Origin of the sequence: Mucilaginibacter pocheonensis (assembly GCF_031456535.1) — a bacterium.
In the GTDB taxonomy this organism is placed as follows: domain Bacteria; phylum Bacteroidota; class Bacteroidia; order Sphingobacteriales; family Sphingobacteriaceae; genus Mucilaginibacter; species Mucilaginibacter pocheonensis.
In genome coordinates, this window is sequence record NZ_JAVDUU010000004.1 from 138,571 (window position 1) to 163,258 (window position 24,688).

The following is a 24,688-nucleotide window of genomic DNA, read 5'->3' on the forward strand; positions in this document are numbered from 1 at the left end:
GTTTCTTTTTTAGTAGATATCACTTACTGATGGGCACCTTTGCTTATTTTATTGTTTACAATGCGCGCATTCCCATTAATATCTGTTGTACCATTGATGGCAGTTGAAATTACGTGTCCGGTGTTTTTTGCGGGAGAGGCCGGTTGTATATGAAGATCAGGAACTGAAGTGCTGATCAAAAGAGGATCGATGCCATTTGATGAGTTACCATCAGTGCCGCTGGCTGTTTTCCAGGCATTCAAATCAGTATATGGCGCACCATTGGTGCTGTTCCATATCCATTTGGGTGTACCTGTGGTATAGTATAAATTGTTATCAATAATGTTGTTGCTGCCTGTTGAGGTATATTTATGAATAAACACATCAACCGGCCTTGCGTACACAATATTGTTTTGTATCACGTTATCGTCGCAATGTTCTGTAAGTCTTATTTCTCCTTCTATCTCGCCAAAGGCGCCAACTACACGGTTATTCTGGTATAAGGTATTATTCACCACATGGCAGTTTTTAGTTCCGCCCGATGTATAGTTTAAATAGTCGCCCATGTAAATACCTGTACGATAGCAGTTATATACAAAGTTGTTCCTTACAATGGTGGTTTTGGTTGGGTATATATTACTTTCACTAACCAGCCCGATACCCCTGTCGCTGTTATATACTATGTTTCGTTCGATAATAGTGTTAGCGCCACCACAAACGTAAATAGATATAGCACCATACCTGTCGGGCCCCCAAATCTCGGGGGTGCGGGTCATGGTATTATCGTGAAAAACATTATCGCTTATCACGCCGTTCCGGGCATAGTTAGTGGCAACGGCCCCTTTCTTATTAAGGTTATCGCCACCGGCCACAATTATCCCTATGTTTTCGGTATCATATACCTTGTTGTGGCTAAAAACAAAGCCATCAATATTGCCTGCCAGCGTTACATTTTCGCTTGTACCGGTTTGTGTATCATGTACTGTGCAGCCTGTAATAACCAGGTTTGTAATAGCGGCAGTTCCATTACCAATTGCCAGTATAGCGTGCCCGCTCCGCCAATCAGCTAATGACGCGTTGTTTTTTATATTATAAATATTACAGTTCTTAATAGTTATATCGTGCGAATCGCCATTGATGGCAATACCCTCAGGATCGGTATTAAAACCCGCACTCGTAAGGTTACAGATATCAAAACCCTCCAGCGAAATATACCTCACATTACTGAGTGTGACCAACGGCACCCAACCCGAAACAATAATTTTGCTCCCATCAATTACAGGCTTTTCTCCGGGATATGCCTTTACCGTAATCAACTTATCCTTTACACCCGATTTGGGGAATATTACTTTTTCATAATAAGTGCCGCCCCGTACTATAACGGTATCTCCGGGCGTGGCACGGCCCAAAGCGGTATTGATGTTTTGTAAAGGAGAATTGATTTTGCCTGAATTAGCGTCGGCTCCATTCACTGATACATAATAAACATGAGTGTTAGCGGCTGCGGGTATTATATCATGGTTAACCGTTTTTTTACTGCAAGCCATGGCCTGAACGGTAAAAACAACCATCAAAAAAATGTTTATATAAAATTTCATTGAGTTCTTTTTAAAAATTGAAACACTTACAGTCACCCGCCTGCCTGATTTATTGACGGCTAACTGCATGTGGCAATAACCCGTAGCAGCAACTTATTTCTGCTACGGGTACTGCACACAATCAGATACCTAACCGTATAACTGCAAGCAGGATTCTGCTGCTGGTCACTATTATTCAGAAACTATTTTTCTTACGCGATTATTCATTTTATCCAGCACATACACGGTTCCGTTTTTATCAACGGCAACGCCTGTTGGCGCATTGAAGAGTGCAAATCCACCTATTGCATCGGCATAACCTACCGTGCCGCCTCCGGCAAATGTGCTTACATCAAAGGTTTTGCCGTCTATATAGCGTATACTTTGGTCGGGGTTATAGCTTCCGCCATCCCATGTTCCGTTACCAGCAACATAAATATTATTGTCATTGTCTAAAGCAATACCCCAGGGATTAGAAAACTTTGCCACTGTAGCCGCTCCGTTTACATAACCTGCAGCACCTGGTTGCCCGGCTATCAGGCTGCTCTTCCAATCACCTTTAGCAAATTTTTTGATGACATGGTCGCCGCTAACCGACACATATAAATTACCGGTTTTATCAAATTTGATTCCCGCTGGATAACTGAGACCGGATATGACCTCTTTGGTGGTCCACTGCGCTGATACCTGGTAAACATTTCCGGAACTGGCGTTGCTTGAATAATAAAGGTAGCCGGTTGTTTTATCAATGGCGACGCTCCAGGGTGCCTTGTTTCCCCATGCCCAGGTAGTAGCAGTACCATCAGGAGCTATTTTGCGGATATCGTAATTTCCAGGATCAACTGAAAATAAATTTCCCTGCGCATCAAAGGCAATATCATAGGGCAGCGAAAATTTTGCCGCGTTACCTTTCCCGTCCGCATAACCCGAAGCGAGCGGATTGCCGGCAAATGTGGTTACTGTGCCTGTCGTATCAATTTTCCTGATGCAATGATTCCCCGGATCAGCAACATAAACGTTCAGGTTGTCATCAACAGTTATACCGCAGCTGCGGTACCAGATCTCGCCGCTAAAATTAAACATGGCATCAGTTCCCTGCCCGTTGGCAAAACCCGCCTTGCCTGATCCTGCCAGCGTAGTAACAGTTCGGGTATATTGATAATTGAATACATCTGTACTTGTTGCTGTGCCTTTGCCAATTGTTACAATTATATGGCCCGACCCCGCTTTTTTGGGCACTACTACAATCATTTGTGTAGTGTTGGCACCTATGATCTTGAGTTTTGCCCCGTTCAGGGTGACGGCAATTTGTGAAGTGTCAGCTGAAAAATTAGTGCCGGTGATCAATATTTCGGTGCCGCCGCCGCCCTGCGCCGGAATAATTGTATTAATACTTATTGGCGAGGCTGAATCATGTACCGGAGTTTTATCTTTTTTACAACTTATAAAAGCAACTATTATAAAAAGACAGCTGGCAAGCAAATACCGGTTGGTGCTTTTTGCCATTATGTTTATGAATGTTTTCATTTGAATAATTATTCTTTAATTATTTGTTTTCAGATCTTTTACCGCATTAGCGGCCAATAAAACACGTGTTACCAACCCGGGTTTTGTACCAGTGCCCTGTCCCTGTCCAATTGGTATTGAGATATAGGGAACAGGTACATCTTATTGTTCCATACCCTTTTCTGAAAAAGTGTTTTATTGTAAAGTCCGGTAAAGCCAAATCCCTGCCCCTGGTCATCTGTGTTTACATTAAGACCATAAATAGTTTGATTTTCAACGTTACCTAACAACAATCTTCTAACCAGGGTAAAATACCGGTCACTTTCAAAACATAGCTCTACCTGCCGCTCTTTTAAAATGTATTTGCGCATTAAGTCCTTGTTACCAACAGCATTGGGATACGTAATTTCTATACCCGGCAAGCCTGCCCTGGTGCGTATTTGATCGAGGTACAAAACAATGTTTGAATTGGAGGGGTCATATTCATTCAAAGCCTCTACATAATCAAGCAATATTTCGGCATACCTGATGAGTATAAAAGGTCGGTAATTGACAGCATCCTGCCTTATATTATCAGCCGGGCTTACATTTTTCAACACATCATACCCTGTAATATTGTTGCTGGCGCCGCTTGCTTTTGCTCCCGCCTTGCCATTATAGTAAAACTCAACCCTGCCTGTTCCGTCAACATTACCGGCCGATGAATAATAGTTTTTATCATCAACGGTAGGTGCTGGCAATACCGGCCGGCCGTTGTACTGTATATAGGCATAAAACCGCGGTTCGCGATTGGCGTACATGTTCCATTGCCCTTTACTGTGCTCCCAGTACTTTGCACCATTGCTTTGCGCAAAATTCGTTGCCGTGTAGCCAGACAAAGGATCGTCAATGGTTCTGCCATTGTTCATGTAAAATGCATCTACAATGTTTTGGGTGGCATTGTACATACTGTATCCGCCCGCACCTGGCGATACGCATTTGACGTACCCCCAGTATTTCCAATAGTTTCTTGAAAATATGATTTCGCTGTTCCAGTTTGTTAAGAAAAGATCTCTTACAGACAGGTAAGGATCAAACTGAGTTCCGCCGTTATCAATATTTGTAAACAACTTGTATGAACCCAGATCAATTACTGCCTTGGCGGCATCGGCCGCTATTTTCCACTTGCCGGCATCGTATGCTGTTGGCGCCAGCTGTGTACCGTCCTGATTTTTAAAAGAGGCAAACGCGGGGTTGCCGTTCCATAGCGGACTTGCAGCCAGCAAAGCAAGCTGTGCTTTTACAGCCAGGCATGCACCTTTTGTTGGACGGCCATAATTGCTTGATGATGCCCATTGGGTCGGCAAACCTGATGCCGCCTGATCCATTAACTGGTTAATATAGTCTTTACAATCATCAAAAGACGACCGTGGGTATTTATTAAAGTCGTCATTTAAGCTTAATGCATCGGTTACTTTTACAACCGGGCCAAACTGCTTCATCAATTGCCAGTAAAACCATCCGCGTAAAAACCGGGCCTCTGCCTTATATTGATTTTTTAAACTTACGCTTAACTGGGTGGCCGGAACTTTATCAATATTGGCCTCAAAAATAAACGACGACCTGATTCCGTTGTAGTAGTTACCCCAGTGATCAAAATAAGCGTTTACAGGGCTCCAGTTGCCTACAACCATTTGCCTCACATCCGTGCTCGGAATTGATACAGACGATTCATCACTTGCCCCCATTGCACTATAGTCTCCTCCGTCGGTTTGTATAATATAACCATATATATTATACAGGTAAGATTCGGCGTTGGCCCTGGTACTCCAAATCAAATCAGATGTTAACAGGTTATCGGGCTTTTTATTGAGATAATTACAGGAAGATAAACCGGCACTCAGGAACCATATCCCAACAGCCATAATTAGTATGTTTTTTTTCATCTCGAACACTTTAAAATTCTTTTAAAATTGATTTAAATCCACTATTTCTAAAACGCGGCCCTTAACCCTAAAGCCATTATTCTTACAGGTGGATAACCTGCGCCGTTTGAGCCGAGTTCAGGATCCCAAAGTTTGAATTTGGAGAATGTTAACAGGTTTTGGCCCGTGAGGTAAAAGTATACCGAGCTAATTCCGGCGTTTGTAAGGAACGATGGTTTATAAGTATAGCCTAATGTTGCCTGCTTTAAACGAACAAAACTTGCATCTTTTGACCACCAGGTGCTCGCCTGATAATTATTGCTGTTTTGATTGGAAATGCCCAGGCGCGGATAGTCTGCATTCTGAGTTGGATTTTCAACGGTCCACCTGCTTTCCAGGTTGGCAAGCATACCTGAGGGGTATGTACCCATTCCTGTAAATGGTACAATGCCGGCGCCGCCTGCTCCTGCACCGGTTATGGAAGAACCATTTGCCATAATAATTACACCGCCGGTGCCCTGGAAGAAAAGAGACAGATCGAATTTTTTGTAACCAACTGTAAACCCTGCACCATAAAGTATAGTAGGCACGTCAGATTTACCGGTATATACCCGGTCATAACTGTTAATTACGCCATCACCGTTTACATCTTTGTACTTGATATCGCCGGGCTTTAATACGGCGCCGAACTGTGTAGGGCTTTTATCAACATCGTCCTGTGATGTAAATAACCCCTGGGCAACGTACATTAAGTTATCGCCATATTTATGACCGGTTGCCTGTTGGTAGGCATACAACTGTTTAGGTTCATCGCGCTGAACAATTTTATTATTATTGTAAGTGAGGTTGCCGTAAAGGCGCAGCGATACATTGCCTATGTTATCATTAAATTCAACGTTACCCTCAATACCATGATTATTCATTTCGCCCAGGTTGGCAAATACAGCACCGCTTACACCCAATATACCTGATAAGGAACTGCGCTGAACCAAAATATTGGTTCGTCTTTCTTTATAAGCTTCAATAGTGATATTCAATTTATTGAATAGCCCGATCTCTAACCCTATGTTGTCTTTGGTGGCTTTTTCCCATGTAAGGTTCTCTACCCCAATTACACTTTCGGTGGTTCCGCCATATACCGTTCCGTTAAGCCCTAAACCTACAGATCCGCCGGTGCCATATTGGTTGATATATGGAAAACGGGTGATACCATAGGCTGAACCAATCTGGTCATTACCCACAAGGCCGTGAGATCCTCGGATCTTAAGCAGATTAAATGTTTTTGTTAGGCCTTGAAAAAATGGCTCCTTTGAAATGACCCAGCCCGCGGAAGCGGCAGGAAAAAAGCCGAATTTTTTACCAGCCTCAAAGTTCTCTGACCCGGTATAACCGGCATCAAACTCTAACAAATACCTGTCGGCGTAAGTATAAGTGGCCCTGCCCGCCAAACTCTGGTTATTGTATGGAATAGAACCAATAACGCTCCCGGCCGAACTTTGCACCCTTGACCGCATGTTATATAAAAACAGTGCGCCAATATGGTGTTTGCCAAAAGATTGGTCATAATTGATATTGGCTTCAAGATACATGGTTTTTTCAGCAGAGGCAGACTGGGAATAACCCAAAAACTGGCTTCCGTACCTTGACTGGCCAAAAACCAGGTTACCAAGCGGGTCTCTTGAGGTTGCTAAAAAAAGATCATTTGTACCAGTCCTGCCATTATCATTTTCGCTATAGGAGTCAAATGAAAAGCGGCCCATAGCGCTTAACCCGCTTATGATTGCATCCAGTTTTTGATTGATAGAAAAAACAGACTGAATAGTAGGACGAAACTCACTGTTGTAACCAGAGTTTTGAATATCATTTACCGGGTTGGAACCACCGTTATTATACGGACCGGCCCACTTACCGTCGGGGTATCTTATGGGGAACGCGTTAGGCGGAGTTAAGTATGATTCGTACCAGATACTTCCAGCAGACAGGCCCGGATAACGGCTGCTCACCAGCATCGCGTCCAGGTTCATGGTCAATAAAGTAGTTTTACTTAAATCAATATCCAGGTTTGATCTGAAATCGTACCTTTTAAAGTTAAGATTGGGATTATAACCATTTTGCTTGCTTACTTTATAGCTGCCATCCTGGTCATAAAAAGAAGCCGAAACGTAATACCTTACTGTTGAAGCGCCACCGCTAACATTCAGGTTGGTGTTGTAGCCCGGTGCCCAATCTTTATAAACAGATTTTATCCAGTTAACGTTGGGGTACAGGTACGGATCTAAACCGCTGGCTGTTTTTTGTATAGTTTCCTCAGAATATGCAGACGGACTACCATCATTGGTTGTTGCTTCATTGTGTAACCGCATCCATGAAACCGCGTCCAGCATCTTAGGTGTTTTAGTAAGCCCAGACATGGAAGTTTCAGTTTTAAAGGAAATTTTTGGCTTGCCCGCAACGCCCTTTTTAGTAGTAATGATCAAAACGCCGTTGGCCCCTTTGGCGCCATAAACCGCGGTTGACGAAGCATCCTTTAACAGCGAAATGCTTTGAATGTCTTCGGGGTCGATATTATTGTAGGCGCCTCCATAAGTACTGTTTACATCATCGCGCTGTACTCCGTCAATAATGATAAGCGGGTTTGAATTACCTGTAAAAGTACCAATGCCGCGAATGGTAAATGAGGCATTGTCATAACCCGGTTCGCCGCTTCTTTGCATGGAAATAACACCCGCCACTTTACCGGCCAGCGCGTTTGATAAAGAACGGTTGGGAGTTGTTATATCGCCTACGTTTACAGTAGTAACCGCTCCTGTTATAGTTAGCTTTTTTTGCTTACCATAGCCCACCACTACTACCTCATTCATACCCTTGGTATCATCTTTCAATTGAATGGTTTGGAAAGACATGTTATTGGTAACGATAATTTCCTGGCTAACAAAACCGCTAAAGGATATAACCAGGATATTATTAACCTCAGCATTCAGTGTAAACCGACCATCGTTATCGGTTGCAATACCTCTGTTGGTACCTTTAATGTGTACACTTGCGCCAGGCAAAGGAAGGCCTTTTGAATCGGTAACAATACCCGAAACCTTTATAACGGGTGCGGCCTGCACGGCTGGTTTAACCGGTATGGGATTAGGTTTAGGTTTTATAATAATTGTTTTTTCGTTTATGCTATAAATAAACGGCTGACCATAAAATGCCAGTTTTAAAACTTCTTCTAATTCGGTATTCCTAACATTGATACTCACCGGGTTAGCCTCTTTTATCAGCGTTGAACTATAGAAAAAATCATATCCGCTTTGTTCCCTTATTTCTTTAAGAACCTTTTCTAACGGAGCGCTTTTTTCTGACAACGTAATTTTTTGTGCATAGCCTTTAGCACTTACCTGGAGTATCGTTGCTACCAACAAGATGATCGATAATTTCATGATCAACAGCGCTTTATTTTTTATACGGGGGATTGTATATAAACTTATTTCATAACATTTCATACATTTGAACTTGTTTGGGTTTAAGGTGTAATTGGACTACGAATTTAATTTCATTGGTTGGCCCTAACTTTTCAGTCGGAAGTGTTCCACCACTTCCGGCTTGCTTTTAAGGTTACCGTAATGCGGGTAATTATCATTGCATAATGGTAACCCTCCTTCCTTCTATCTTAATTTTCACGCTTCCTGTTTGTTCTATTACTTTCAGCGCTTGTTCCAGGTCTTTTGAACGTGACACCATCCCTCCAAATCTTAAATTATCTACATTGCCCTGGTATTGCACATCAATGTTATACCAGCGGGCAAACTTGTTCATAATGCCTTTCAAGTCTTCATCAGCAAAAAGGAAATAACCGTTCTTCCAGGCAATCACCCCTTCTGTGTTAACCGTTTGTACAGAAAATGAGTTGTTTGAATAACTGATATTGGATTGTTCGCCGGGCTTCAGCAATTTTGATTGGTTAGCTTTGATTGACAATACCTTAACAGAGCCTTCTAATAAGGTAGTTTTAACCGAGTTTTCGTCGCTATATGAGCTGATGTTAAAGTGTGTTCCCAAAACCTCAACTACCTGGTTGTTGCTCACTACCTTAAATGGTCTATGCGCATTTTTAGCAACTTCAAAATAGGCCTCACCTGTTAATTCAACCCTGCGCACCTTATCATTAAAACTTGTTGGGTACCGGAGCGAAGAAGCCGCATTTAACCAAACCCTTGAACCATCAGGCAAAGTAACCTGGTACTGGCCGCCTTTCGGGGTTTCAATGGTATTAAATGCCGGTTGGGCCAAAGCATTGGAATTGGGCAAAGTATTGTCAGCAGTATAAACCAACTGGCCTTTGGCAGCTTTAGATACGCGGGCACCTGATTGTTTAGCCAATTGGCCGGTTACGGCATCGTCTAAGGTAATTTTTGAACCATCGGCCAACGTTAACAATGCCTTGTTTCCGCCCGGCGCAATGCCGCCCTTGTTTAATGAATGGGTAGTGTTTTTAGCTAAAAAATAAGAGCCATTATACTTAAAGAAAAAAACCGCTGAAGATGTTGCTATCAACAGGGTTACCGATGCCGCCACGAACCACCTCCTCAGAAAAATGATCCTTTTAGGTGCGGATTCCCGGGCTTTTATCTCCAGTAAAATTTTGTTGTAAAGTTCAACTTTTGTTGCATCTTCATCGCCCATTAAAAGCTCGTCCCATTGCAACTTGTTTTTTTGAAGCGTGTCATAATAGCTTAATAAACGCTTTTCCTCCTCGGGCGTAGCCTGGTTTGATAAGTATTTGTTTATTAAGGTTAAAAGTATTTCTTTTTCCATAGGGTTGTTATTGTATGTAAGTACCGCAGCACCCGCTATACCCCCAAAGAAATTTGAAATATTTCTACATTATTAATAAATCATTAAATTTTTGGTCGTCAGAAAAAAAGAATGAGCAAAAAAGATGAGGAAAAATGGAGTAACTACAGGGGAAAAAGCATCAGAACCAACGTCCGCATAATATAATACCTGCAGCCAGGCAAACAAAATCGCCCAGAGTTTTACGCAAGCGGTTTAAGGCTACGGTTAATTGATTTTCAACTGTTTTTGGTGCTATACCCAACCGCCCGGCAATATCTTTGGTTGATAAATACTCTTTACGGCTCATAATAAATATCTGCCGGCATTTCTCGGGCAATTCAGCGATACCTTGCTCCAACAAACGGTTAATTTCTTTTTCTGACAGGATATCTTCACCGCCGTTGTTGCTAAAAAGTTCTTCGAGGCGGTTAAAAAGCCCGGCCCGTACTTTACCCGAGCGAATAATATTAAATACCTGGTAACGTACCGATGTATATAAATAAGCATTTAAAGAGGTGAGCCTAAGGTTTGCCCGTTTCATCCAAAGGTTAACCAATACTTCCTGGGTAATATCTTCAGATACCTGGCGGTCACGGAGGATATTGTAGGCCGAAAGATAGAGTTTTGACCAATACTTATTATAAATGCGCTCAAATGCCTCAAGATCGTTCTCCCGAATCAATGCTATAAGTTTCTCATCTGACAATAACTGAACTTCAGGGCTATTCATTCCGCATTACAAAATTTTATTGGCAGCTTTAACGAAAGCATTTTTGCCAAACACACCACAAGATTTGTATCCTTATATTCGTTCGGCTACAACGCCGGTTAATAGTAAATAAAGTCCCAAAAAACGCTGAACTGAAAGCCAACAAAGATTAAATTCAGAAAAGTGAAAGATCCTGAATCGCTATAAACTGCTCAGCCTGTCGCGGGAAGTTTCAAGAACCTCGGCCGCGTTTTTGTTCTTTAACTCCCTGATATCAAAACCTTCCAGTATACTTTTCAGCTGGAGTAATTTATCCTGCTGATCACTTTTTATAAAACCATCTTTCAGCGCATTAATTTTTTCAAAATCCTGGATACCTTCAATCAACCGCTCAAAGCGGATAGAAGACCGCAGGCCCGGATAAACCAGGTAGGCGTCTCCTGATGACCATGAACCAAAGCGTGTATCACGCAGCGGGTCTTTTGTCCAGCAGTTGTAGGCCCATCTCAGGTAACCGTCATATCCCTTATAAGCGGCATGCCACGCCAGCCAAACCGACTCCGCCGGTGCCGAAAAGGTAAATGTGTTGGGATGCCCTTCTGTACAGCAGGTATAATAGGTTGTATTCAATCCGGAGTTCCTGCGTGAAAGCATGGTAGCCTGGTCTATTTCCTGATTAGAGGCCACGCTGTAATCAAACAGGTCTTTCTCAATTTCGGGATGATAGTTGCCCGCCAGTGAAATCTTAAAATCTTTATCCGCGCTTTTTATCACCGCTATGGCTTTTTGCATATCTTCCATTGACCGTTCGTCCATAGCGATAGTGGTTTTGTTAAACCATCCTTTTGCTTTAAGGTGACTGGCAAAGTTAACCAGCATGGGCCGCCAGTGCGCTTCATAGGCCGGTGATCCCGGCTTGGCAATGATCATGGTATCTTTCCCAAGGGCTTTGTCATAATAGTAAAACTTCAAATTCCAGGGGATCATACTGTAGCAGTTGATCATTTTATTGATCCCTGTCGACATCATAAAAGACACCCATTTATCAAAAGCCGAATAATCATAGCTCCAAGAACCGTCCGTGTTCCTGGTCCATTTCACCATTGATCCATAAATGTCATACGTTTGGCTGTTCCACGGGTCGTAAATAAGCGTAGTAGTGATCGCTTTCTGACCTGCATTGGCCAGCATCTGCATGTAAGGCCGCATCACATCAAAATGTACTTTTGACCACGCCTCCACGCCGTGTACCCTGGAAACTGAATACGGGTTTTGCCACAGATCCAAATGAAATTTCCATTGCGCCGGCTCCGGCAATGTATGATTAAGTACTTGTACAGAATAATATAAGGTTGAGAAGTATTTATTTTTTCCTTCGCTGATCTTTACATAACCGCGGTAAGTACCTTCAACCGTGTTAGCGGGAACCTTGATGCTTAACCAAACGGGCTGTGTTGTGTTTTTATTTACCGGGAGCGATCTCACGCGGTCAATAACATCCTCTACCAGGGAAGAATCGAGTCCGGGCCGGATACCGCATCCGCCACCTTCACTATTGAGCCCATCGGCCATTACATAACGTACAAAATTTGCGCTGATGCTTTTTGCAGGAATGGTATGCCCTTTATCGTCTTGGAGCTTACTCCATTCAAAACTTAACGGTTCCAGGTTACGGGTGGCCCATACCAGGAATTGGGTATGCACTTTTTCGCCTTTCCAGGCTTTGGCTTGCCACCTGGATTGTAAAGGAGCTATTGCAGGCGCATTATGTTTACCGTAACGGATATCTGTTGAAGCAAAACTTACGTAAACCCCGGGTTTCAACGCGTTCCAGCCGGCCAACTCAACAGGTTTTGGATCGGCAAGCTCCTGATAGGGTCCACCAACGTTTGACTGTGCCAAGGCAACCGTGCTATAAAACAACAGCAGTAGTAGTGTAAATTTTACTTTCATTTATTTCGTTTATGTTTTTCGCATTATAAGTCGCCCTGCGATAACCGTATTAATTTCCAAGCTTTATTTCCCCGAAAAACTCGGGCCTGTGAAAGTCCGGATCGGTGCTTTCAATATTGTTCCATGTTAAAAAATGGGGCTCCGGCAGTTCGTCACCGCATTTATAAAAATTAGCGTGGCATTGCTGCCCTTTTAATGAGGCAAATGAATGGTGGCAAAACACCTCTAATGGTATCATCAGCGTAAGCTCCCAGCTCACATTGCCATGTCCGTGATCGTCTTCGCGCGTTAGCCTGGCCTGCGACTTTATTTTTTGTATAAGTGCCTCCGGCAATAATTCGCGGTTCTCCCGGCCTCTTCCAAAACCGAGCAAACAGGTACCTATGCAGTTAAACTCAAAATTGTAATAACCCAGTTCGTTCCCAAATCCTAAAAAAAACTCCACACAGCTATCCTGATAAACCGGCTCATTGGGCCTGGTATATGTGGCTTTTATAATTCTCTCTTTTACATAGTATTTTAAAAAGAAACTGTCATTACTGTAGGCTATTGCAAAACAAACATCGGGCTTGTACCCATAAGTGGGCCACGGCGTAATTGCAATAGGGTGTTTCTCCTGTACATCTAACAAAAAAGACAAGTGCTCTATCGCACTGCTTTTATCTGCATTCTCTAAAAACGGCACTGTAAGTTCCATCATTTAATTTCGGTTGTAATTTGACTGTTTGTTTTTGCGGCGTTTTGAATTATCTCATCTAACAAATCATATTTTTCTTCAAGCTTTTTCAGCAATTGAAACTGTGCCCTGGTCCTTTGTAAATTATGTTCCGGAAAACGGATCTTGTAATAAATATCGCCGTCTATATAATCGGTAAGAAAGCGCACGCCCTGCATAAAAGCTATTAACAATACCCCCATTGAAAGCGATTTAATTTCGGTATCTGATAAAAAGCCCGCGGCATTTTTAAAGTAGCCCTCTGAATAAGCTTTAAATAAGGGGATGCTCAGGTCAATTTTTGCAAGGTCTTCCTCATCCTCAGGTGCGGTATTGATAATAGTGCGTATAGCGTCGCCAAAATCATAAGCTACATAACCGGGCATCACCGTATCCAGGTCTATCACACACTGCTCGTGGTCATTCATATCAAGCAATATGTTATTGAACTTGGTATCGTTATGTATAATACGCAGTGGTAGTTTTTCTTCCTTTCCTAAATCCATCACAGCAACCATGGAATCGGCACGCTTAATTACAAACGCCAATTCGGGCAACACGTCCTTTACCCGGTTTTTCTGATCAGCCGATACCACTTTATTCAGACGATCGAGCCGCGCGGCTATATTATGAAAATCAGGTATGGTTTCAGAAAGTAAACCGGCATCAAGATCTGATAACAAAAACTGAAATTTACCAAATGCCTTGCCCCCTTCGTAAGCCTGCTGTTCGGTTAGTACCAGATCATAATTCCTGGTATTTGTTAAAAACCAGTACATCCTCCAGTAATTACCATCTGTATCGGCATGAAAACATTGCCCATTGGTGGTCAAAACTATGGTAAGCACTTCTTTATCTGGGTTTGAACCAGGAATTTGAGCCAGCTTTTGTTTAAGGTGCCCGGTTACCAGTTGTACATTCCGCATTAGTGCCGGAACATTTTCAAACACATGGTGATTGATGCGCTGAAGCAAATAACCGGGCAATTCAGGATTTGCGTTTTTCACATGAAATGTATCATTTATATGGCCCGAACCATACGGTACAATAGCCGCGATATTTCCCTCAATGCAAAAATTTGATACTATTTCAGAGACGTTATATGACATTTTTATTTCTATAATTCATTTTAAAGCGTAAAATGTATACGAACACATTTATATAGCGTAAGTGCCTAATTACAAATATAATTTATTTTGTGTGTTCGCACACATTTAATTTATTTTTTGTAAAATATTTTTTTTGCCGGTGATTATCGGCGGCAAAAACAGTGTTAAGATTTACGGGTGTTTTATTATTGAAGAAAATTGACAACACAATGAAAGGTGCGAGCGGGATGATGCCAACCGTGCGGAGAAGCAACGAAGCAACAGCTGACTATAAAAAACTGCTCAGAAAGGGATGGGAGATTTTATTTTTAAGATAGCTTTTCCAGGCATAAATGGCGCGGCGGGTGCATTCATCTTCAAATATCCACATAAACAGCATCTTCATTGTCTACGTAATAGTTCATATTTTCTTTGGTAACTATATCCAACGGAAGGTATTTGATAAGCGGAACTTCTTTTTTGAACACCAGATGATCAGTTAACTGGTAAATACCCCAGTACCCCTGCCCTTTTGGGTTTTGGTTGATCAAAAAACTGATTGTGCCTTTATTAAGACAATATAAATTTTGAGGCAGTAAATCATATCCAATTATTTTGATGTGTTTGATATGGCGCTGCTCCAGGTACTTTACAATTTCATATGCTTTGGATGTTGTTACAAAAATACTGCCCATATCTGGTGTACTATCAATAACAGCATCTAACTGGGTTATAAAAGCAGCAGCGTTTGATCTGTTTAGTTCGATCCTTAAAATGTTATACTGATGCTCCAGGTTATTCTGCGAAAAATAATTACGGAACCCCTGCTCTTTTTTTAACAGGTGGGCAGCGTTACTGGTCTCTTCATCAATATGTGCTATTAAAACCGAACAGGAGTCAGGCTGACCGTAATGAATAAGTTTGCCGGCCAAAAAACCGCTTTGGTATGAATCTTGGCCGATATAACTCAGCGGTTCACATTCGGCAATTTGGGTATTGAACAATACAAACGGAATTTCGGCTGATTTCCATTTCTCAAAAAACGGCATGGTTTCCCTGTAAAATATCGGCGATAAAATAATGCCGTCCGGATTGTCTTTGGTTAGCTGATTGGCATTTGCTATAAATGACTCTACATTGTAGGGATCAAATACATATTGTTGTACAGTAATACCGTATTGCTTCAGGTCTTTCTCGGCTTTTTCAATTCCGGCTTTGGGAGCAAGCCAGTAGGAATCGTTTTTATGGTCGGGTATTAAGGCGGCTATCTGATATATTTTATTGGAGCCCAGTGCCCTGGCCATAAGGTTGGGCTCATAATCCATCTCTTCGATGATCTTGAGCACCTTCTCTTCTACTTTTTTTGACACGCGACCCCGCTTATGTAATACCCTGTCGACCGTACCGGTGGAAACCTTCGCTTTTTCGGCAATATCTTTAATGCGAACAATTTTATTTTTCATATATTAAACGCTCCTGTAGAAAAGATAGCAAATGTAATTTATTATAATTTTATCACATTATATTGCTTTAATTAAGCGGCGACATGCGGTAAAAACGCCTTAAATAAAGCCTTCATAAATGCAGATCTATCCCCGCATTGGTAGCAAGGCGTACAACTTATGTGCTGTAGGTTGTATTTGTTTTATTTTAAATACGGAACCAAAGCAACCGCCAGCTTTTGGTACCCTGCCTCATTGGGATGCAAACCATCTCCAAAAAGGGATTCATTGATGGTCCCCGAATGATCAAGCAATAATTTCCCCGGATCAATAAAACGGACGCGGCTTTGCGCCGCCAACTTAAATATGCCTTTATTAAGCGCTGCTATCCGTTTTTCCTGCGCCCTTCTGGGTAACAGTCCCGATAAAAGGATCTCCGTTTCGGGCTGGCGTGCTTTAACTGCCTGTACAAGCATTTTTAATCCGGCTATTATTTCCTCATCATTATTAATATGCAGGTTGTTGGTACCTATCATGATCATCACCTTACGCGCCTTAAAGCCATCTATTTCTCCGTGATATACACGCCATAACACGTTTTCCACCTGGTCCCACCCAAAACCAAAGTTTTTTACGCCGAGTGGCGCCAGGTATTTATCCCATGAGCCTGCTCCCCTCGCCAGTGGCGCTTTTGGCTCGCCACCCCAATAATTGAGAATGGAGTTACCAAGGAATACAATTTTTGGCGCATCAGTTTTATCAAGCATAAGTATCTCATTATGCCGGCTTCGCCAATCGTAATAACCATCCCTGCTTTGCACAACCGGCACGGTGGTTGAATACCTGCCAATTGGTTCATTGATAATTGTACGTATGGCGTTTTCATAAGCACTGGCATATTTTTCCATACCTACATCATTGGGGTGCAAACCATCAACCGTAGAATTGATATCAAAACCAATTTCTTTGCTTGTTAATAAATAAACGCCTTTAGTTCCTGCGGCAATGAGCTTTGAATAGGTTTGATCAAGTACTTTATTAACCCGCATAAACCCGGCATTTTTACCGCTATCCAACAGCCCGGTTACGTTGCCCGCGCTATGCTCAACAAGCAGTATGGGTACGGCCGGGCGCTTTTCTTTTAAAATTTGTATTGATGCAGATAAACGTTCTTCAATTTGCTGATCAGTAAAATTTACCAAATTGGGCATACAATCAAGCACATATATTTTTGCGTCGACCTCTGCCATCAGGTCAATAACAGACTTTTCAAGCAACCCGCTCCCCGAAAAACCAAGATTTACCAGCGGACGGTCAAGCATACGCTGCAAAATGGCGGTCCATGCCAAACCCGGCCTTGAGGCGCAACCTCCCTGCGCGATGGATGTTCCGTAAACAAGCACTGGTTGTTCTTTACTCAACGGCATAAAATTAAACTGGGCACCAGACGGGATACCTATCTGAAGCCAGGATACCGAATTGTACAGGGGCAAAAAAAGCCTGTATTCATAACTTTTTCCCGGAAAATCCGCGCTTACCTTGATATTTGAAAACCTGTAGGTAATGGTATCCTTAAAGGAAAAACTGCCTGGGGCCAGGCACCATTTTCCGTTAGGGTCAAGCGCATACAAGTCTAAACCGCTTACGCCCGTTGCCGGCATGTGCGCCATGGCAATATCGCCTTTAACCTTATACCGGATAACCAGGTTGCGGGCATCTGTTTTAAACTTAATATACAAACCGGCACTACTGTGCGAGATGTTCCACACGTTTGGATTGAGGCTCTTTTCGGCACGCGCCGGAAACCTGTCATAAGTGTTTGCAACTTCTTTTGACCAGGCCTGCCCCTCTATAATCGGGAAATCAGTCTTGCCCGGATCGAACCAATTGTACATTGGTGCATTTTGAGAGAAAACTGTGTTAAAAAAGCAAAAAATTGATATTAATAGTATGGTTATTCGTTTCATTTGTGATCTTTTTATTGAGTTTTTTGCTCTCAAAATGACATATAAACTATGCGTTTGCGCACACATTTATCAAGTTTTTCCAGCTTAATCAATCTGAAAATAACACCTGCAATTAAGCCATTAACGAGCCGGTTTAGCATTAAGCACCATTACTTCAAAAGGCTTAAGCGTAACAACATTGGCGCTTCCTTTAAATGAGTAAACCTCCCCTTCCTTAGCGCCGGGCCGGGCATTATAAAAAACATAACTATATGGCGCATTTAAAGGCAATTCAAAAACTTTACGGGTATCAATTCGAAAAGTCTTTATTTTATCTGAAGGGTTTCTTAGGGTAAGAACCGCCTTTTTTGGCGACCAGGCCGCAAAACCATAAACTTCGCCTTTACGCGGATCACCACCTACCCAATGAACATCGGGCATAATATCTGCATTTTGCCGCGACCATTTTATGGCGCTGGCAAGGCAGTCCCAGTTAACTTTATTGAGTTTATGCGGATTGATATATAATTCCTGCAAACTGGTCCCTGATCCAAAGAACGACCATATTTCGTCAGCAATGTCTTTATCATTCATCTCAAATTTGGCGGGCGGGCCATTATCCGCAATACAAACGCCATGATACATCAGAGAGCTTAAAGGATAAAGAGGAGCCCGCTGAACAATATTCTTATAGGCTTCACCATCGCGGTAATTAAGCCACTGCTGCCGGCTATTCCCCTGGCCGCCAGTACTTGTATCCCAGCCGTTCCTCCAAATTACGTCACCATACCTGAGCCAGAAAGGCGAAGGCCAGGTACCTATGGTAAGGCTAAAGTAAAGATCGGGCTTTACCGTACGGAGATTTGATACCAGACTGAGCAAAGATTCCATATCAGTCTGATATTCAGGAGTAGCGCCTGTTGATTGGTCGCCAGCCCCAACACCATCAAATTTAAACATGGAGACGCCATATTTAGTAACAAAATTGGCCGCCGCGTCCTTAAACCTGGCAGAATAAACCGGCCCCGAAAGGGAAAACCCGTGTGAATTAGTTTCAAAAGGAGGGTCTTGTTTTCGCCCATATTGCAGCCGTTGCTCCTTTGCCTGTTCGTAACCGCCCCAGGGCGACATCCACACTCCTAACGACGCGTTATACTTGCCGGCCAGTTCTTTCATATGGTCAAAACCAGTCGGAAAACCCGTTTTACTGATCTGCCATAGGGTTTGATTATCGTCCCAGCCGTCATCAAACAAAAACGCGTTCAGGTTAACATGGCGTTTTACAGTAAGGCTATCCCCAAAGGTTTTAATACGGTCAAGGCACCCCTCTTCGGTTAACTTGCGGTCGGCCCATGACAGATCATACCATGAATTATAATGAAGCATTTGCCTGTATGGCACAGCTCTTTCACGCTCTAAATAGTAGATAAATCCCCTGCGCAGCTGACTTTCCGGGGCAACGCCCCACACTGTGGACACTGTTAGATCGGCGATTGGTTCCTGCCGTTCCATAAAACTACTGATCCAACCATTCCCTGCATCATATTTACTAACAGGGCTTTCACACGCGAAAAAAAGGTTCTTTGACACCATTGGCGATCCGTCAACAACGCCCATAGGCTTGATACCTGTCGCGGCAGGAAACTTGATCAGTTTTAATTTTTGGATCCTTAAAGAGTCCTTCTCCCCGTGAAAGCTAAAAACCTGCCTTACATAGTTGGAATTATCTTTCAAAATGGCCTCCCACTTTACCCGGATACCATATTTGGGGTTCAAGAACTCTGCTAAAATTTCAACGCCATTTTCTTTTTCAGAAAGCTTAACCGCTTCATGATTTCCTTTTAGCTGTATAATTTCAGGGGCGTTAATCAATTGAAAATCTGCAGAGTTAATTATAGTTCCGCCCTTCAATTCCAGCTCAAACAATGGCGAGCCTTTTAAAGAGATCCTGTTATCACCCTGAGCGTTGAATTCATTTACTGCGATTGCATTTTTGCCAGAAAGCCATTTTACAGCCAAACAACTATTTCTTAAAATTAACACTCCCCTACCAGAAGACGCTACCGCCCTGCCCGGATTAACCCCCGAAAGAAATACCGTTTGAGCTTTAACCGTACTTGCCAGGCTTATACAAATTAAAAATAGCAGTTTTTTTAACATGATTGTGAACTAAAATATAATGAAAAGAAATGCGTGTGCGCACACAAATATAGAGTTTATTTATAATTAAAGAAGAAGAGGGAAAATATTTCTGCCTCAGTTCCGTTAAATGGAACTTTCTCGCACTCGAAAGTAGTTGGGAGATTTTAATTTATAGGTGCACAGCAAGAAGCCGTCAAAACTTCTTATTTATCGAAACATTATCAAAACAAATACTGGTAGGTTTGGGCATGCCCGAACAAACAGACAGCCCCGTAAATAATGCTTTCTTTAAAGGCATTGCTAAATCCGGTAAAAACGTCCAAGCTTTTCCATTATCTGATATTGAACCTTTAAAATTGTTTCCCTTACGTTGTAATCGAAGCCAAACATAACCGGTCAGGCGACCAAATGTCACTGAAGGCTCATGAAGAGATAGAAAAACAGGACTCGTATCTCTTTTCATTTCCTGGTCATTTTCCGTCACCAGTTTTACACGCCAATCAGGTGTTTCAATTTGTGATGTTTTTCCGGGATAGATCAATATTGAAACAAAGGCCGAATTATCATCTAACCCTTCTCTCATCATTAATCCCATTCGTGAAAATTGAGAGCTTGTCTGTGGTACAAACCGGGCAATGATCTCTGCATCTCCTGTTATTGGCTGGTAAGTAAAATGACCCCTATCAGAATTACTATCAATCGCTAAACCTGCATCTTCAATGGTAAATACCTTACCATCAAATGATGTCTTTCCCTTTAAATGTAGATTGCCAATGTCCTGTTGTTTCCAACGGACAGGTAAGCCCGCGCAAATGGCCGTTTCATATGAATTTTCGCTTTCGCCTTTCGTATTCGATGCAGTTATAATATAAAAATAATTGGTCCCGGGCTGTACGTGGCCATCCACATAAACAGGGCTCTGAATATTCCTGGCAATTATTTTATATGAACCTTCCATATGTATTGATCTTTTAATTGTGTAATCAGATGCGCCAATAGACTCAATCCATTGCAATTTTATCGCTTTACCAGCAGATGTGGCTATAACACCAGCCGGTTGTGCAGGACAGGATGGAATAGCGACATTGCGTTTTGAGTTTGAAAAATAAAGCGTCCCATAACCCGGATGATCAGCCCCCGGCTTGCCCGGCCCTTCCGGCCGGAGCTTTTCTGCAGCCTGTTGCGTATAGGGAGCAGATACGCCCATTTGATTTACATAATGATTATAAACTTGTTCATACACTGCCCGCAAATTCCCTCTGCTTTCCTGAGAGATTTTTAAATGATGGTATTTGCCCGTTCTGTCTAACCATTCTGTAAAAGGGACTTCATTTCCTAAATTAAATTTTGCCACATATTCAAATCCTTTTAATAAGCGATTGTTATCATAAGCATATAAATTCAATCCCTGGTTCCAGGCAATGGCGCAACATTCCGCCAGCAAACCAATTCCCAACTGTGTATGTGCCTGGTCTCTTCCGCTCTCCTGTATCTGCCCCTCTTCATTAATAATGTAATGCATTAAACTTCCATTACCAGTGCCATTTATGTAATAACGCAAAGCGTTTTCAAACATTGATCTGTCATTGCAAAATACAGCAATAGCCATTACTGTTTTAATAGCAGCCGCGTCCCAATTACCATTGGCAAATGGAGCGAAATTCTTTAAAACTGGGTATAAAACTGTCTTAAAATGTTTTTCAGTCTTTTCAATATCACCTTCTTGCCATCCCGCATTGGTATAGCGCAATATTTCCGCGGCATTGATCATTTTAAATGGACCAAGACCGGCCATCAGTACCGCATCTTTTCCGGTTACTGATTTTAATGTTGACGACCACGTATTTATAATTTCAATGGCTTTATCGGCGTACCTTCTATCGCCCGTAATAGCCCACATAATGGCATTTTGGTGTGCCGCGTTAGCATCGCTATCGTAAGCACTTTGCCCAACAGTTGGGTTTCGCCCCACCATTTTCATTGGTCCCTGCATTTTATAGGTAAACTGCGACGCAGGGTTTTGTATAAAAATCTCGTAACCTGAATAAATAGGATTTTCCTTATTGGCGACAGCCATTTTTAAACGCTCAAGATCTCCTTTACTATGAAGGATTCCCGGATGCATAAAAGATTGGCCTGCACTTAATACCTGAGATTCATATCCCCCCGAAGTTGTAGGCTGAGCAATTGCCGACCGGAAGACCAAAAGAATGGCTATTGTTACTATTACTCGCATAATTATTAATTGATTGGCTTATCCCCCCTTTAAAAGAAACTGGCAAATACTTCTTCACTTTTAAATTGGCCGAATTTTGCCCGTAACGTTTCCAACGCCCGAAATACGTGATTGGTTACTGATTGATAGCGTATCCCTGTTATCTCGGCTATTTTGGAATATTCCATCTCCTGGTAATATTTCAAATAAATAATTTCGCGCTGCCGTGCCGGCAAAGCGTTTAGCGCAATGGCCATTGTATTTTTAAGATGTGTATCCTCTTCAGCTGCAACCAAAATATCTTCCGGAGAAAAAGTAAACTCAGTCTGAGCCAGGTGTTCAAGCTTGGATATTTGTGATTTGATTTTGCGAAAATGATTGATTGCCATTGACCGGCACGCGGTAAAAAAATAGGCCTTCACATTATTAATAACCTTAATTTGTTTACGTTTATGCCATAGCTTAACAAAAAGTTCCTGTAAAAGATCATTTGCAATCTCTTCATCTTTTACCATTTGCAAAAGATAATTGTAGAGCCCTGGATAAAGATCTTTGTGCAATAATGCGTAAGCGTGCTGATTGTCTGCAACGACCTGCGACCACAAATCTGATAGATGGATTGATTGATTCAAGTAAAATTATCTATAAAAGGTGATCATCAATTATTCCTTGTTTCTTTATCTGTTTTCACAGGTAACGCTCGTTCAATTCGCCCTTTGATTTTTTCCCAGTGTGCATTTATCTTTTCATCATCAACATCTTTTCTTGAGAATGAAAATGGCAGATCTTTGTCCAACGGAGCTTTTGGAGGTTTTGCTTTCTTCATATTCGATAGACAACATAGCCTGTGTTTTATACTCATCAAAACCTGCTACCATTTCAATTCGTTTTACATAGATAAACTAAAATGCTAAAATGGCTTAATTGGCATATCAAACTTAAATTAATCTAAAACGTTTTAGAAATAAATTAAAATAAATATTTACGACAACGATTTCGTAACTCCTGATAGAAAAGCGTGGCAATGGTTTTAGTTAAAAGTATTAACTATTTATGCAATAAAAAGCTTCGGGTAACGGGCTGCGCACTTTGATACTGCGGCGACAAAGATCTTCCCCATTGGTTGGCTACCACCGTTATAATTATAGGATATTTACTATTTACAGGCACTTGTTTTATTTTAAGTAAATCACCCTCAATAATTGCCGGCCCTGCAGCAACATAATAATCAACGGGTAGTTTTGATGTTGAATAAGCTTTTAAACTTATTCCTTTTGCCGGTACATGCTGAGCCGGAATTTCGGGAAATGTTATTTGCTGTGACTCTCCTGTTTGTAACTTTACCGGAATTTGTATTCGGCCCGGCTGAACCGCGTGCCTGTATTTATCATTTCCGGGATGTTCCTCCTGCAGCCACACGGCTCCGTCATCGCCTCCCCTATTAAACCGGATCTGGAATTGATCAGGACCAGTTTGGATAGCTGGGCCGCTTATCACTTTAAAGTTTATTGGCCCCGGCGCATGTCCCAGCTTCGTCCCAGAACCAATCAACTCTGGTGGAACTTCTGTTAAAAAAGCTCCTTTTACTTTAAAAGTAATTCCATTGGCCTCTGGTTCAAACTTTAAAGGCGCAAAGCCAAGTTTTGCTACAGGTAATAATTTGTCATCCTGTACAAATGTCAGCATTTGCTTGTTGCGCACTTTCCGATCCCCTGAAAACGCGGCCGTAGCTATCGCTGTTTCCTTGTCAAAAAACCAAAATGCCTGTTTGGGATCACCTTTGTATTTAGTATAAACAGTTGGAACGTATCTATCAGGCTTCATTCCGGCTGTATCAGTTAACCAGCCCGACCTCACATCGATTTTGTTTAATGCTACAGTACCATTTTTGGATTGATTTTCCGGAAGACGATATTTACATGCCTTATGAATAAAAAGACTGATATATTTTGCAAGATGTTCTGACCAGTCAAAATGCCCCCCACCCGGGTCAACAACCACACTTATCAGGTTTGCCTCGTTAAGCTTTCGTAATTCAACGGCACTTGATATAACTACCGGCCAAAAAAAATCACGATCGCCTGGCTTTGTTGCCGGGTCGAACACTCTGTATTGCGGCCATTCTGTAGTTTCCCCAACAACATAACACAAGGGCACACCTTTAAAATTTAGTTTTGCAGGCAGAGGCATCGTTTTAACCGGAATTGCTGCTATAGTTCGTTCGGGTTTCCAATTTGGCACCTCCCATGCAAATTGTCCGTTTGCCGAATGCCCCATGGATATGATCGGGGCAAATTCAATTTCGCTATAGCCGGACATATCAGCAAAATTCTTCAGCATTTTTTCCAATAGCTCTCCGGCACCGTTTTTCATATCCGCCGTAAATACCATATCTTTTTTAACACCTCTAACGGCCGGCCCAACCCAAATGATGCCCAAACCATCATCGGCCGCTTCTTTTCGGATGATGGGGTCTTCAAGCCATTGCCGCTCCAATAAGTTAGCCAGTGAAATAATTACACCACGAACTTGTTTACATTTAGGGGGTATCCACAGATAAGCGGTGCGGCTTTCAACAGGTACTGAATATTGATAAATGCTGTTTTCAGGATCTTGATATTTATTTTGCCCATACAACAAATTAACCTGAAGTACCGCAACCAGCAAAAATATCAAGGACATTAA

The 24,688-nt window shown here is 42.1% G+C and carries 16 protein-coding genes; all 16 read right to left on the reverse strand.

The genetic code is table 11. The annotated features are described in order from the left end of the window. Positions 1-23: 23 nt before the first annotated feature. Positions 24-1,577, reverse strand: coding sequence for a right-handed parallel beta-helix repeat-containing protein (locus J2W55_RS19000; protein WP_310099382.1), 1,554 nt, complete (start codon positions 1,575-1,577; stop codon positions 24-26). A gap of 171 nt (positions 1,578-1,748) precedes the next feature. Then, positions 1,749-3,083: an IPT/TIG domain-containing protein gene (locus J2W55_RS19005; protein ID WP_310099385.1), complete on the reverse strand. Its 1,335-nt coding sequence runs from the start codon at positions 3,081-3,083 to the stop codon at positions 1,749-1,751. A 68-nt stretch (positions 3,084-3,151) separates the two neighbouring features. Next, entirely contained in the window at positions 3,152-4,987 is a 1,836-nt protein-coding gene (locus tag J2W55_RS19010) for a RagB/SusD family nutrient uptake outer membrane protein (protein WP_310099388.1), read from the reverse strand. Positions 4,988-5,034: 47 nt separating this feature from the next. Next, entirely contained in the window at positions 5,035-8,397 is a 3,363-nt protein-coding gene (locus J2W55_RS19015; RefSeq protein WP_310099391.1) for a TonB-dependent receptor, read from the reverse strand. A 196-nt stretch (positions 8,398-8,593) separates the two neighbouring features. Continuing rightward, positions 8,594-9,772 carry a FecR family protein gene (locus tag J2W55_RS19020; RefSeq protein WP_310099396.1) on the reverse strand — a complete coding sequence of 393 codons (1,179 nt, stop codon included), beginning with the start codon at positions 9,770-9,772 and terminating at the stop codon, positions 8,594-8,596. A gap of 160 nt (positions 9,773-9,932) precedes the next feature. Beyond that, complete coding sequence (locus J2W55_RS19025) at positions 9,933-10,523, reverse strand: RNA polymerase sigma-70 factor (protein WP_310099399.1); 591 nt, start codon at positions 10,521-10,523, stop codon at positions 9,933-9,935. Positions 10,524-10,703: 180 nt separating this feature from the next. Further along, entirely contained in the window at positions 10,704-12,455 is a 1,752-nt protein-coding gene (locus tag J2W55_RS19030; RefSeq protein ID WP_310099402.1) for a DUF4091 domain-containing protein, read from the reverse strand. A 49-nt stretch (positions 12,456-12,504) separates the two neighbouring features. Further along, the gene (locus J2W55_RS19035; RefSeq protein WP_310099404.1) at positions 12,505-13,155 is read right to left on the reverse strand and encodes a carbohydrate-binding family 9-like protein; all 651 of its coding nucleotides are present in this window, start codon (positions 13,153-13,155) and stop codon (positions 12,505-12,507) included. After that, the gene (locus J2W55_RS19040) at positions 13,152-14,279 is read right to left on the reverse strand and encodes a phosphotransferase enzyme family protein (protein WP_310099407.1); all 1,128 of its coding nucleotides are present in this window, start codon (positions 14,277-14,279) and stop codon (positions 13,152-13,154) included. Before J2W55_RS19040 ends, J2W55_RS19035 begins: the two co-directional genes overlap by 4 nt. Before the next feature lie 356 nt (positions 14,280-14,635). Then, the gene (locus tag J2W55_RS19045; RefSeq protein ID WP_310099410.1) at positions 14,636-15,721 is read right to left on the reverse strand and encodes a substrate-binding domain-containing protein; all 1,086 of its coding nucleotides are present in this window, start codon (positions 15,719-15,721) and stop codon (positions 14,636-14,638) included. Positions 15,722-15,903: 182 nt separating this feature from the next. After that, positions 15,904-17,667 carry an SGNH/GDSL hydrolase family protein gene (locus tag J2W55_RS19050; RefSeq protein WP_310099416.1) on the reverse strand — a complete coding sequence of 588 codons (1,764 nt, stop codon included), beginning with the start codon at positions 17,665-17,667 and terminating at the stop codon, positions 15,904-15,906. A gap of 120 nt (positions 17,668-17,787) precedes the next feature. Beyond that, entirely contained in the window at positions 17,788-19,806 is a 2,019-nt protein-coding gene (locus J2W55_RS19055; protein WP_310099419.1) for a hypothetical protein, read from the reverse strand. Between the two features lie 175 nt (positions 19,807-19,981). Beyond that, positions 19,982-22,024 carry an alginate lyase family protein gene (locus J2W55_RS19060; protein WP_310099421.1) on the reverse strand — a complete coding sequence of 681 codons (2,043 nt, stop codon included), beginning with the start codon at positions 22,022-22,024 and terminating at the stop codon, positions 19,982-19,984. 29 nt (positions 22,025-22,053) lie between these two features. Beyond that, complete coding sequence (locus J2W55_RS19065) at positions 22,054-22,635, reverse strand: RNA polymerase sigma factor (protein WP_310099423.1); 582 nt, start codon at positions 22,633-22,635, stop codon at positions 22,054-22,056. Between the two features lie 26 nt (positions 22,636-22,661). Then, complete coding sequence (locus J2W55_RS19070) at positions 22,662-22,829, reverse strand: hypothetical protein (RefSeq protein ID WP_310099425.1); 168 nt, start codon at positions 22,827-22,829, stop codon at positions 22,662-22,664. 221 nt (positions 22,830-23,050) lie between these two features. Next, positions 23,051-24,685, reverse strand: coding sequence for a hypothetical protein (locus J2W55_RS19075; protein ID WP_310099426.1), 1,635 nt, complete (start codon positions 24,683-24,685; stop codon positions 23,051-23,053). Between the last annotated feature and the right edge of the window lie 3 nt (positions 24,686-24,688).